This is a genomic window from Pantoea alfalfae (genome assembly GCF_019880205.1).
Classification (GTDB): Bacteria; Pseudomonadota; Gammaproteobacteria; order Enterobacterales; family Enterobacteriaceae; genus Pantoea; species Pantoea alfalfae.
The window spans coordinates 73,842-86,247 of the sequence record NZ_CP082294.1 but is presented as its reverse complement, the minus strand read 5'-3'; the positions used below and the strand labels follow the sequence as shown (position 1 = coordinate 86,247).

General features: G+C 51.9%; 10 protein-coding genes. 6 read left to right on the top strand and 4 right to left on the bottom strand.

What is annotated here, in order from left to right; genetic code table 11:
- Nucleotides 1–63: 63 nt before the first annotated feature.
- Complete coding sequence (locus K6R05_RS22225) at nt 64–4,143, top strand: S6 family peptidase (protein WP_445259341.1); 4,080 nt, start codon at nt 64–66, stop codon at nt 4,141–4,143.
- Nucleotides 4,144–4,331: 188 nt separating this feature from the next.
- Here K6R05_RS22225 and K6R05_RS19910 read toward each other — a convergent pair whose 3' ends face one another.
- From K6R05_RS19910 to K6R05_RS19900, 3 genes are all read right to left on the bottom strand, one after another.
- Nucleotides 4,332–4,535 (bottom strand): Hha/YmoA family nucleoid-associated regulatory protein, encoded by a 204-nt coding sequence (locus K6R05_RS19910; protein ID WP_150015823.1) that lies wholly within the window; start codon nt 4,533–4,535, stop codon nt 4,332–4,334.
- Between the two features lie 245 nt (nt 4,536–4,780).
- Complete coding sequence (locus K6R05_RS19905) at nt 4,781–5,212, bottom strand: PACE efflux transporter (protein WP_222925648.1); 432 nt, start codon at nt 5,210–5,212, stop codon at nt 4,781–4,783.
- A 628-nt stretch (nt 5,213–5,840) separates the two neighbouring features.
- Nucleotides 5,841–6,851: a LacI family DNA-binding transcriptional regulator gene (locus K6R05_RS19900; protein WP_161736614.1), complete on the bottom strand. Its 1,011-nt coding sequence runs from the start codon at nt 6,849–6,851 to the stop codon at nt 5,841–5,843.
- Nucleotides 6,852–6,958: 107 nt separating this feature from the next.
- Here K6R05_RS19900 and K6R05_RS19895 point away from each other — a divergent pair, with 107 nt between their 5' ends.
- The 4 genes from K6R05_RS19895 (at nt 6,959) to K6R05_RS19880 (ending at nt 9,971) form a co-directional block, all read left to right on the top strand.
- Entirely contained in the window at nt 6,959–7,972 is a 1,014-nt protein-coding gene (locus tag K6R05_RS19895; RefSeq protein ID WP_222925717.1) for a Gfo/Idh/MocA family protein, read from the top strand.
- Between the two features lie 143 nt (nt 7,973–8,115).
- Nucleotides 8,116–8,652, top strand: a complete 537-nt coding sequence (locus K6R05_RS19890; protein ID WP_161736616.1) for a tetratricopeptide repeat protein — start codon at nt 8,116–8,118, stop codon at nt 8,650–8,652.
- 60 nt (nt 8,653–8,712) lie between these two features.
- On the top strand, nt 8,713–9,189 hold the full coding sequence (locus tag K6R05_RS19885) for a sigma-70 family RNA polymerase sigma factor (RefSeq protein WP_202605095.1): 477 nt from the start codon (nt 8,713–8,715) through the stop codon (nt 9,187–9,189).
- Nucleotides 9,186–9,971 carry an anti-sigma factor family protein gene (locus tag K6R05_RS19880; protein WP_222925716.1) on the top strand — a complete coding sequence of 262 codons (786 nt, stop codon included), beginning with the start codon at nt 9,186–9,188 and terminating at the stop codon, nt 9,969–9,971. The genes K6R05_RS19885 and K6R05_RS19880 overlap by 4 nt, the downstream gene beginning before the upstream one ends.
- A 26-nt stretch (nt 9,972–9,997) precedes the next feature.
- On the opposite strand, the gene K6R05_RS19875 is transcribed toward K6R05_RS19880, so the two are convergent.
- Nucleotides 9,998–10,576 carry a YceI family protein gene (locus K6R05_RS19875; RefSeq protein WP_222925720.1) on the bottom strand — a complete coding sequence of 193 codons (579 nt, stop codon included), beginning with the start codon at nt 10,574–10,576 and terminating at the stop codon, nt 9,998–10,000.
- A gap of 693 nt (nt 10,577–11,269) precedes the next feature.
- Between K6R05_RS19875 and arnB the strand changes: the two genes are divergently transcribed.
- Nucleotides 11,270–12,406, top strand: coding sequence for a UDP-4-amino-4-deoxy-L-arabinose aminotransferase (arnB, locus tag K6R05_RS19870; protein WP_222925715.1), 1,137 nt, complete (start codon nt 11,270–11,272; stop codon nt 12,404–12,406).

Below are 12,406 nucleotides of genomic sequence, written 5' to 3'. Positions count from 1 at the left end.
CATTTTGGAAGCGCAGCGTTATGTTGCACCTTCTTTATCTGCACCAAATCTTATGCGGGCATAATGCGACACGATATTGATGTACAGGAATATCGTGATTTCGCTGAAAACCTGGGAAATTATTCGGTTGGTCTGACAAATATACCTGTCTATAAAATGGATGGTTCTTTATCAGGCTATCTTGATTTCGCCATGCCTGATTTCGGTATGGTAGCGACCTATGGCTACAGCACGCTGGTAGCACCCTCGTATGTTGCCAGTGCCCGTCACAACACCGGGTATCAGTCGTTGAAATTTGGCAACGGTGCACAGTATGGCGCCACCTATAAGCTAATTAACCGCAATGAATCAACGATCTCAGATGTTGATTTTCACCTCCCGCGTTTAAATAAAGTTGTTACAGAGGCCGCGCCAGCAGAAGTGCTCGATAAGACGACTATGCGCACTGCGGATAAGTCACGCTTTTCCTGGTATACCCGAACCGGGGGGGGGACACAAAGTCAGGTCAGTGAGGATCAAACAACACAGATTACGCTGAGCGGTGCCTACAACTGGGTAAGCGGCGGCACCATTAATGCGGATACGATAACGACGCCGTCCGGAACCCTGCGCGCGATTAATTACGGTCCAGACAATCCACTTACTTCGCCGCTCGCGATTGGTACCCTGAGCGGTGATAGCGGCAGCCCGATTTTAGCCTTTGACGAATTTGATCAGAAATGGAAAGTGGCGGGCGTATTACATGGTGGAACCACTGCGGCAGGTTATGGCAGTACTATTATGTGGGAATATATCCCTGATGGGTATATTCAGACCATTAGCGCTATCAATACCTCGCCAGATGTTACAGACATTGCCGGTGCAGGCTCCATTCTCTGGGACGCCCAGGGCATAACCCAAAATAATGCATCCTGGTCATGGAGTGGCCTTGATAAAAAATATGCGAGTATTGCCCCTTCTCAGTCTACTAATGAAGAACTTGATGCCACCAAAGATCTGCGCTTCAACGGCGCTGGCGGCCTGATTACGCTGAATACACCAATCAATATGGGCGCAGGTAAACTTCAGTTTTCTAATAACTATACCGTGGCTTCAGAAGAGGGCGTGAATGCAACCTGGGCAGGCGGCGGTGTTGAAGTTGACGCAGACAAACAAGTCCTGTGGCAGGTTAATGGCCTGGCAAGCGATGCGCTGCATAAAATCGGCGCAGGTACACTACATATCAATGCTGTAGGTACAAACCCGGGTTCGCTGAATGTGGGAGAGGGTACAGTTATCCTCGATCAGCAAGCTGATAGCTCAGGCAACAAACAGGCTTTCTCTTCTGTCACCCTGGTCAGTGGTCGGCCAACCGTGGTGCTGAATGACGAAAGCCAGGTTGCTACTGACCAGATCTACTTTGGCTACCGTGGCGGTCAGTTAGATTTAAACGGCAATACGCTCAGCTTCAGAAAAATCAATCATACCGACAGTGGCGCTACGCTGGTTAACCACAGTGATAATGAAGCAACGCTCAATATTACCGGCTATACCGCCGCAGATGTTCCTTTTTACAGCTATACCGGCAGCAATCGTACAGGTACGCCGGGATCTGTTTATGTTTACAAAAATCCCTACACTAAAGATACGGAGTATTTTCAGTTAAATACGACCTCTTATGGTTATTTCCCTACTGATAAAAGCTCAACCTCTATCTGGACGTATCTGGGTACCGATGCGGATGAAGCCATCAATCATCGCCTGACACAGCTGAACGTTCAGGTGTTCCGCGGTTTTCTGGGTGAAACGCTGGAAAATGCGCTGAATGGCGTGATGAACGTTAACATTCTACCGCGTAACGCCACCGCGATTACCGCACTGACCGGCGGTATGAACCTGAACGGCAATCTCAACGTTGATAGCGGTACGGTGGTGTTATCTGGTCAGCCGGTTCCACATGCGGGAGGCGTTGTCATTGATGACGACTGGAACACTTCACTGTTTAAAGCCGATCAGATCAATGTAGGTACTGGTGCGCATTTCCAGGTGGGAGAATACGCTGGTGTGAAAGCCAACATTGTTGCTGCTGATTCGTCAACGCTCTCTTTTGGCTATAACGATAGCGAGCTGGCAGGCGAGAAAAGCTGGCGTTGCTATTCTGCCATCTATTCTGATGATGTTTCCTGCAGTCAGCCATTGCGAAGCGCGGATGCACTGGCACTGCTGCCCGCCAGTGAAGTGGAAGGTGATGTTCAGCTGGCGAACAACGCCTCACTTTATCTTGGGAAGGTTAACTATCAGGGGGCCGTGACATCAACGGGCAGCAACCTTATGACGCTGGATGCCACTGCGAACTGGACGATGACCGGCAACAGTAATGTCAGTTCACTTCTGGCGAAACGTGGTTCGACACTTTCAATGGTGCCTTCGGGCAACTGGAGCGCCAAAACATTGAATGTCGATACGCTGAATGCGACCGGATTAAATCTGATGTTAGGCGTTAAACCCTCCACACTGGAAAGCGACAAACTGATTGTAAAAAATTCGGTGAGTGGTGGCGACAACCTGCTGGACGTAAGTCTGCTAATCGGAAGTGAAGAGGACGTTGCGCTGACCCAGGATCTGGTGATGGTTGATGCACCTGCTGGCACGTCTCACAGCTATTTCTCTTTTGCAGACAGCTACAGCGGATTTAGCGTTTACACCCCCAATTATCAGGTGAAAGACGATAACAACCGTGTTTTGTGGGTGCTGGAAAGTAACAAGTCGGCTGAGCCGGAACCGACGCCAGCGCCGGAAGTTACCCCTGAGCCGGAACCGACGCCAGCGCCGGAAGTCACGCCTGAGCCGGAACCGACGCCAGCCCCGGAAGTTACCCCAGAGCCAGAGCCGACGCCAGCGCCGGAAGTTACCCCTGAGCCGGAACCGACGCCAGCGCCGGAAGTCACGCCTGAGCCGGTACCGACACCAGCGCCGGAAGTTACCCCTGAGCCGGAACCGACGCCAGCGCCGGAAGTTACCCCTGAGCCGGAACCGACACCAGCGCCGGAAGTTACCCCTGAGCCAGCGCCTGTTCCAGACGCTTCGTCAGCGGATAATGCCACTGCTGAGCAAGCTGCTGTGGAGAAAGCAGAGGAAGACGCCAAATCCAAAGCAGAGGCCGAGGCACAAGCGAAAGCCGAAGCTGAAGAAAAAGCGAAAGAGGAAGCCGCGAAAGCAGAAGAGGAAGCCAAAAAACCGGCGTTCAATCCGGATGACTGGTTCTCTGTTTACGACAACCTGCCACTGATCCAGCGCACGCGTGCCTTAATCGCCTCGCGGCAGTACATTTTCAGTGAAGCGGTCAGCCAGTTGCATAACCGCACTGACAGTCTGCGCGCTTCGCCAGAAAGCAGCGGATCATGGGCAACAATAGAGCAGAAAAAAGGGCATTTTCTTGGACTCGACGTCAACCAGCAAACACTGAACGTGGGCTGGGATAGCCGCAGCGACAAGCAAACAGCCGGTATCAGCGCCAGTTATACGCAGGGTGAGGTAAAAGGGGAAGGTCATGAAAAACATCGACTGGCTACTGTCGGTGCATTTTATTCCTGGCAGGCTGATGCCGGATGGTTCTTTGATGCGGCCAGTCGTTATATGTATCTGAATCAGGAGATAACGCTGGATCCTGCTTTAAATATAAATGGCATGAAAAAGGACAGCCATATGCTGGCAGGCAGCCTGCGCACTGGCTATCAGTTTGCGCTCGCTGACGATACTCTGTTTATCTCACCGTTTGTTGGTGTGACCGCAGGTGTCATGTCCGGCTATACCCTGAAAGGGGAGGATGCGTCAGTTTCGTTAAGTTCATCCACACCTTACTTCACCAGCAGCGGGTTCATGGTGCAGAAACGCGGTCTGGGCGCATTAATGCCGAATATTAACGTCAGCGCCAGTCTGGCCTATCAGTATTCACCTGGTAAAAATGGCTCCACAACCACGCTCTCCGATCGTCAGTCAAACCGGCAATACAGCGCCTGGTCAGATAACCGTTATCGTGGCAGTGTAGGGCTGGAAGGCATTATCGCGCCCGGCCTTTCACTAAATGCGAAAGTAGAGAGCAGTTTTGGTGGTGAATTTAAAACGGATTACAGTGGTTTAATCGGCCTGTCATATCACTTCTGATATCCGTGTCGGAATAATATCAGAGCATCACTTCATGAAGGGGTGATGCTCTGACTTATCGATACATTATTCCTGCTGGAAAATATCAGCCTGCGGACGTAGCCGTAAGACGAAAAAGGATAATCTGCAGAGCAGTAAATCTTCAGAGGATAATGTATTAATGTTGATATTTTATCCTTATTTCAGCGTCAGCAAACTAATCGCCAGACTTCCGCAGGCACTTCGTTGTAAGTCTCATTCATTATTAGTTCAGCTTTACGATGATCGTATGCGCCCTCAAAAGAAGAGAGATCGTCAGAAGGAAGTTTTTTCCGCATATAGCTTGTCACGATATCCAGGATATCGGTTGACGGGCAGTTTCTTAACTTATTCAGATAGTAGACTTTGTTCATAATTTTTTGCTGAAGTTAACCTGTAAAAATGAGCTTATGCGCGGTCTTAACTTTATCTAAGCTGACTCGCTGTGCTATCGATGCTGCCAGGAAGATAAAAACCTGACAACAGATATACGTGTGTCCTTACGCACTGGATACGTTCAGATGCGCCGCGTCGCCTCTGACGCTTCACTGGCCTGGCTAAACGGAAGATTAAAAATCAGCTTTTATCTTAATGTATTTTTAATTTGTTGTTTCTAAAGTTATTTTTTAAGTGCAGCCCTGCCGTAATCCCATATCAGATTGAAAAGATAAGCATAAACCAGAAAAAACAGCACTAACCCACATTCCAGTTTCAGCGCTGCGAATAGCGTAATATCCAGCCACCATGCTGCAAAAGGTATCAATACGAATAACAGACCTGCCTCAAATAAAACGGCATGGAGACATCTTATTCGCCAGTCTTTTTTAAATCCGGTTCGCAGCTGAACGCTGTCAAACATCAGGTTGAACAGATAGTTCCATCCCATCGCCAGCGTTGATGAAACTATAGTCAACAGTGCCGACTGCGAAGGTGCTGCCGAGGCAAAAATAATCAGAATGATGAAAACCAGGACATTAGCAACGACTTCGAAAATAACTGCGTGCAGCACTCTTTCTGTGGTGGTGCGTACCGGAGATAAACACTGTTCCAAATCACACTCTCATTAATCCGTCAGGCACCGTTACCGGTGAAGATAAAATTCAGGATAATTTTCTGCTCAGTCCGATTATATTCAAAGCGCTGGGCATTTACCTGCCTTAAACGGATGAGAATTTAGCATCGCACCGTCATAAAGTGAAAGCGTAACGGGTAACTACCAATAAAAATCCAGGCAGGCTTGATATTTATCAAATCTTATACAAAATGTGCTTTATCAGCGATGCGCCTTAGCATACCTGCTCCTGAATTACTCTTTCTGTTCAACGACCCGGGTCCAGAATGGTTAATCTGGTAAGTTTTTCACTGCATGCGGTGATGGCCTGTCGGATTCGAGGCGATGATAGCAACTCTGAAATGGAGTGAAATATTAAAATAGAAAATTGAGCGTATATAGATTTATATTTTAATATTTAGATGATAAGCAGGTTTAAAAACTGTATGTCGGCGTCATTTACCGTTCTGAAGCGATTGCGATACAGAAGTACAGCGTAAAGGTGAGGCTGCAGGAGGTGAAAAGTGGTTTGCCCACTGTGCCATTATCAATAGCCTAAACAGATTCAACGTCTGGCATTTATAACGAAAATGCAGTCCTCGGTGGAGAGTATGACGTGATGGTTACTTCATATCGCGTTCTCGGCTGTATAAATCATAAAGTCTACTTTTCCACTGGCATACTCATCGGGTTTCACTTTCTGCTCCAGATAATTCAGCATAAGCTGTACCGCAAGCTGAGCATGCTGCCGGGTATTCTGATCCAGCGTCAGCGCAACGCTCTGCTGCGCCATCAGCGTGCGTGTCGTGGCGTAAAGCTCATGGGTGATCCAGACGCACTGATTCAGCCGACGATGACGTGCCAGCGTCTGGCCTATTTCAGTGTTCCCTAGGCCGGTATTATAAATTCCCTGCAGATTTCTGCTCTGAACCAACTGCTTCTCCAGCAACTTACTGAGGGTGTCCCTATTTTCCTGAGCCGCCAGAACTTCACATAGCTGAAGATGGGGATAGCGTTCAGTCATCAGCGTGCAAAATCCTTCAATGCGCTGACGATGCGCGCTGTAGTCCCTGTGACCACTGACCATCAATACCTCACCGGGCTGATGCAGCATTTTACCCATAAGCTGAGCGGCGGTGCGTCCTGCCTGCAACTGGTTGATCCCGACATGACAGAGCCGGGCGGCACCGGGCAAATCGGTGACCAGCGAGATCACCGGTACACCACGCACCCGGCAATCTTCCAGCGCCTCATAAATCGCCGGATGTTCATGGGCAAAAACGATTAATCCATCCCGCAATTCACTGCCTTGCCTGATAAGCTTTGCCAGTCGTTCAGGCTGCGCCTCCGGGACAAAAGTGCGATGCAGCGTCAACCGGCGATAGCCCAGATGGGATGCGACCTCCGTAAAATCCTGCGCCAGTTGCTTAAAGAAAAACGAATCGTTGCTGCTGAGCAACAGTTCTATCTGCCACGGATGACGATGCTCCTCAGGTAAAATTCGCCTGAGTCCGACTTCCCGTGCCGCCTGCAGCACCCTGTGAACCGTTTCCGGTGCAACGCCACCCCGTTCATTAAGCACCCGATCCACGGTTGCCAGCCCTACACCTGCCCGCAGGGCGACCTCTTTCAGCGACATGCCGCTCTCCTCTGAGGTAAACACCTCAAAACATCATGCTGTGAGTGTAAAACGCAGCGCTATTCTGCTGATGCAGCTTTCTGCCGGACTATGATGGAGTTCAAATAATGAATAAAAAGCAACGTGTTGCCCTTCTGGGGTGTGGCTTTATTGGTGAAGTTCATGCCGCGAATCTTCAGGCGCATCCCGGGGTAGAGCTGGTGTGGGTGGCGGATGCGGAACCCGCCCGCGCTGCCGACTTTGCGACCCGCTATGGTGCCCGGGTCGCATCTGTCACAGACGCGATAAACGATCCGCAAATTGACATGGTGCTTATCGCCAGCGCGACGCCGACACATGCGGATTTGCTGGAAGCCGCTGCGCGCGCCGGTAAAGCTATCTACTGTGAAAAGCCGGTCGATCTTTCTCTTGAGCGTGCCCGTAAGGCCGTGGCTAACGTTCTCCCTTACAACGTGCCGGTCACGGTGGGGTTTAATCGCCGTTTCGATGTCAGCCATCAGCAGCTGAAGCAGCAACTCCGTCAGGGGCGGATTGGCCCGGTGGAACTGATTCAGATGGTCTGCCGCTCCTCGGCTATGCCACCGCTGGCCTATCTTCAGGCGTCAGGGGGACAGATGCGCGATCAGGCTATCCATTTCTTTGACCTGCTGCGCTGGCTGACAGAAGAGGAGGTAACAGAAGTCGCAGCGATGGGAGCAGCACTGGCTTTGCCTTCTATCAGTGAATTTGGTGATGTGGACACCAGCATATTGCTGTTGCGGCTGCAGAACGGGGCGCTGGCACAGCTCGATAATACCCGCCGTACCGGCTATGGCTATGACGAGCGTATCAGTGTAATGGGGTCAGACGGCATGCTGGAATCGGCCTCTCAGCCGCAGCGCGGCGTCAGCTGTTATCAGGGCGCGCAGATTCAGCAGCCAGGTCTGCTGCCCGATTGGTTCAGCCGGGTACAGCCAACCTATTATGCTCATCTTGATGCATTTATCCGATCGCTGAACGGGGAGCAGGTTGGCGATCTGCCTGGCCTGGAGGATGGTCTCAGGGCACTGGCGATTGCGGAAGCTGCGGTGATCTCTCTGGCGGAAAGACACTTCAGTAAGGTGGAAAACGAGCTGATCTGATCAGGCATGGCTGGCGGCCAGAAAATAAGTTTATTTTTATCGAATAGAAACCGGTGCTGAGCTGTTTACCGTATAGCGCTGCGCTGGCGGAGTGCCTCTGGCAGGTTTCATCAACTGCCTCCCCGACCCGATAAGGATAAATGATGACAACACGTTCTGGTATTCCTCTGCTTGCCGTTCCGGCCCTGTTACTGTTGCTGCACTCGCCGCTAAGTATGGCGATGGGTGACAATGACAGTGAGAAAAAGACGCCTGACTGCCCCAAAGGTCAGGTCTATGACAGTCAGACCAAAAGCTGTGTACCGGAGAAGACCAGCAGGCTGAGTGACGAAGACAAAACGCGCTACGCCTATCATCTGGCGAAAAAAGGTGAATATCAGTCAGCGCTAAACCTGCTGGATACGCTGAAAAACCCGGATACCCGCGAAGCCTGGAATTATCGTGGTTATGCTACCCGCAAGCTGGGCCGCACAGATGAGGGCATTGGCTATTATCAGCGCGCCATTGCGCTCGATCCCCGTTACGCTAAAGTGCGTGAATATCTTGGTGAAGCCTGGATGATCAAAGGGCGACCCGACCTGGCGCGCGAACAGTTAAAAACCATTGCCGGGATTTGTGGCACCGATTGCGAGGAGTACCGCGATCTGCAGGCCGCAATTAATGGCCATCCCGAGGTGTGACTCGGCACGGAGGATCGAAAAATCACTCACAGCGACATCCGTCAGCACCTTGCAGAACACCTGACGCGACTCTGGCGTTACGGCTATGTGCTGTCGCACAACCGTGACATGGCAGAAGAGCTGGTACAGTCGACCTGCGTGCGCGCGCTGGAGCGCAGCGCACAGTTCACGCCGGGCACACGCATTGACCGATGGCTTTTCTCGATCCTCCACTCTATCTGGATCAGCGACTTACGGGCGCGAAAGGTGAGACAGGGCCAGGGATTCGTTGATCCCGATGCACTGCTGGCCGTGGATAACCATGCTTTCAGCGACGACAACCGGCACTACCAGCGCATCATGCAACAGGTTAACGCCTTGCCCGAAGCGCAGCGTAATGCGCTGTTTCTGGTTTATGTCGAAGGACTGACCTATCAGGAAGCGGCAGAAACGCTGGCTGTTCCGATTGGCACCATTATGAGCCGTCTGGCCGCAGCGCGTGCCACGCTGGCCAGGCAGACAGCGGCCTCGCCCGTACCGCAGGAGAATCGGAAATGAACAGGGAAACTTTTACGCCACCGTGGCGCGATGAGGCGATTGTTGCCTGGCTGGATGGTGAGATGATGCCACAGGAAGCTGCAGAGTTTGAGCAGGCGATGGCTGAAGATCCCGGACTGGCCGCAAGGGCCGCGAATTTCCGGCAAAGCAGTCTCGATTTTGAACAGGCTTTTGCACCGCTGCTGGAACAGGCTCCACAGGCCAGAATGGCACAGCAGCTGGCGGCCATCACCGCACCCGAGTCCCCGCCAGCCAAAGGATACAGCCGTCGGGCACTGATTGCCGCGTCTGTCAGCTTTTTGCTGGTGGGCAGCAGTATCGGTTTCCTGGCAAGACCGTCAGATGATGAGCAGGATGAAAGCCAGGCCATCCGCGATCTTGAAGCACGTTATATGTCGCTCTACAGTGCTGAAACGCTTGCCGACATGCCCGGTGATGCTCTTTCGCTGAAAAAGGGGCTGGACCGCACCCGACTCGATTTAGGATTGCAGCTGCACCCCCAGCAACTGCACGTAGCGGGGGCTGAACTGAAAATGGTGCGTATCCTGCGCTACGAACGGACGTCAATTGCGCAGATCGCCTGGCTGCACGCAGATTATGGCCCGATGGCGCTTTGTATCTCGCCCGCACCGCACAACACGAACCCGATTACCCGCGAACAGCGCCACGGCATGCAGCTGGCCTGGTGGACGCGCGACGGTTATCAATATGTGCTGATTGGCCGCAACCCCTCAGCGCAGCTGGCGTCCACCGCTGAAACATTACAGGCAGCGCTCACGTAATCCGGCAGCACGCGCAGCGGTGACGGTCAGCGCGGCTCTCTGACCTGCGCTGCAATCTTTAGCGCAATATTTACCCGGTCGTCCACCACCCCGACCAGCCGGTCCATACCGAAGGCGGAGCGGGAGATGGCGGTGGAGGCATGCAGCGCCAGCAAGCGTGAGGCAGGATCGAGGGTGTTCCCACTGTCCAGCGAGGCCAGCATCACGACAGGCCGGCTGACAGCTTTAACCGTCAGCGTGCCAAAAATCCGGTAATTACCGTCACCCAACGCAGCCACGCGACTGCTGACGAAATAAATCTGCGGGTAACGCTCTGCGTCAAAAAACAGATCACTTTTCAGTTGCCAGGTTAACAGGCTGTTCGAGGCCACCAGCGTTCCCACCGGAATATTCACTTCAATACGATCGTCACGATCCTGATCCGGATTAAGCGTAACCGTGCCGGTCACGCCCTGCAGTCTGGCCTGCGAAAAGTCATGTCCAAAGGCACGCCACGAAAGGCCAATCGACGTTTTATCGGGGGTAATGGCATAGGTTACCGGCGCGGCACAGATCACCGGGCTGATCAGGGCAAACAGAGTGCATAAACAGGCGGCACGTATCATCACTTTTTCTCTTTTAGACAGACCAAACGTTAACGCCTGAAACCGCGATCTTATTCGCTTTTATTAGCACTGCTTTTACCACAGAGGCACAGATAAGCTTAAAGATATTAACTGACTGCCACCTTAAATTCACCAAAATGTAATGATTATTCCGCGGGCAGAACATCAACCCCAGGAAATATTAAGAATACATTAAGTCGACTTTATTAATCTTTCGTTTTACTGAAATCCTGAGTGGAGGTATTTGACACCCTTAAGGGGGCAATTTGCGATATGAAATTAGCTTATCGTAATCAGTGGCTTAAGGTTTTCTCGTTAAAGGAAATTTATGTCAGGCGAGCTTCATCGGAGCTGATAACAGGCTGGGCTTCCTGTTTTTTAAACACAATATCAATAACTCAAAAAGAGTTGAGTTCCGGGGCGGTATTATTGAAATGATAGTGAACTTTTCAGAAATCCATTAACTCAATCCTCGTTGTTTTTATTGTAATTAAACCTCTTCATTTAATGTTCAGTTAACTTTCATACGTTAGCTTGTATTAGCAGTCCGGTAACCTTAATTCCATAACGGGAAACCTGTTATGTCTTATCTGCCTGCCGGGTGTTGATAAATCACTATTTCAGTTCTTTCCGGCGTTGTATCCGATTAACAACGCGCGACAGTTTATGGGTTTGATTTGCAGGAGTTTTAGCATGGATTTTTTGCCATTTTCCCGCCCTTCATTCGGCAATGAGGAGCTGGATGCTGTTAAAGCGGTATTCGACTCCGGATGGATAACAACCGGGGCGCAATGCGCCGAACTGGAGCAGGCCTTTGTTCAGCTGACCGGCAACCCGCACGCCATTGCAGTCAGCTCTGCCACTGCCGGGATGCATGTCACGCTGATGGCGATGGGCATCGGGCCTGGCGATGAGGTGATCACGCCGTCCATGACCTGGGTTTCAACCCTTAACCTGATTACGCTGCTGGGTGCCACGCCAGTCATGATTGATGTCGACCCGGATAACCTGATGGTGACGCCGGAAGAGATAGCTCAGGCCATTACGCCACGCACCCGCGCCATTATTCCGGTGCATTACGCCGGTGCGCCTGCCGATATCGCACCGATCTATCAGCTGGCTGAGCAGCATGGCATTGCCATTATTGAAGATGCGGCTCACGCGGTGGGCACGACTTATCAAGACAGACCGGTCGGGCATCGCGGCACGGTAATTTTCTCGTTTCACGCCATCAAAAATATTACCTGCGCGGAGGGCGGTCTGGTGGTGACCGATGACGCTGCTCTCGCCGATCGTATCCGCAGTCTGAAGTTTCATGGCCTTGCCGTGGATGCGTTTGATCGCCAGACCCAGGGGCGTCTGCCGCAGGCGGAAGTGATGATGCCGGGCTTCAAATACAATCTGCCCGATATCAGCGCAGCGATTGCGCTGGTGCAGTTACAGAAACTGCCGGGCTTTATTGCACGCCGCCGTGAGATTGCCGAACGCTATCTTGAGGCGCTGCGTTCGCTACCTTTTACACCGCTTTCACGGCCAGAGTGGCCACATCAGCATGCATGGCACCTGTTTATTATCCGCATTGATGAACAACGCTGCGGGCTGTCCCGTGATGCCTTTATGCAGGCGCTGAAGACGCGAGATATCGGCAGCGGCCTGCATTTCCGTGCAGCGCATACCCACAAATATTACCGCGAGCGCTATCCCGATCTGCGTCTGCCCGCCAGTGAACGTAACAGCCAGCAGATGTGTTCACTTCCCCTGTTTCCGTCCATGACGGATCAGGATGCAGAACGCGTGATTCAGGCTTTACATGACATTGCCGGAGCCTGA

Excerpts from the sequence above, each read along its gene's own strand:
- K6R05_RS19875 (WP_222925720.1), bottom strand. The coding sequence starts at position 10,576 with ATGATACGTGCCGCCTGTTTATGCACTCTGTTTGCCCTGATCAGCCCG.
- arnB (WP_222925715.1), top strand. The coding sequence starts at position 11,270 with ATGGATTTTTTGCCATTTTCCCGCCCTTCATTCGGCAATGAGGAGCTG.
- K6R05_RS19890 (WP_161736616.1), top strand. The coding sequence starts at position 8,116 with ATGACAACACGTTCTGGTATTCCTCTGCTTGCCGTTCCGGCCCTGTTA.
- K6R05_RS19880 (WP_222925716.1), top strand. The coding sequence starts at position 9,186 with ATGAACAGGGAAACTTTTACGCCACCGTGGCGCGATGAGGCGATTGTT.
- K6R05_RS19895 (WP_222925717.1), top strand. The coding sequence starts at position 6,959 with ATGAATAAAAAGCAACGTGTTGCCCTTCTGGGGTGTGGCTTTATTGGT.
- K6R05_RS22225 (WP_445259341.1), top strand. The coding sequence starts at position 64 with ATGCGACACGATATTGATGTACAGGAATATCGTGATTTCGCTGAAAAC.
- K6R05_RS19900 (WP_161736614.1), bottom strand. The coding sequence starts at position 6,851 with ATGTCGCTGAAAGAGGTCGCCCTGCGGGCAGGTGTAGGGCTGGCAACC.
- K6R05_RS19910 (WP_150015823.1), bottom strand. The coding sequence starts at position 4,535 with ATGAACAAAGTCTACTATCTGAATAAGTTAAGAAACTGCCCGTCAACC.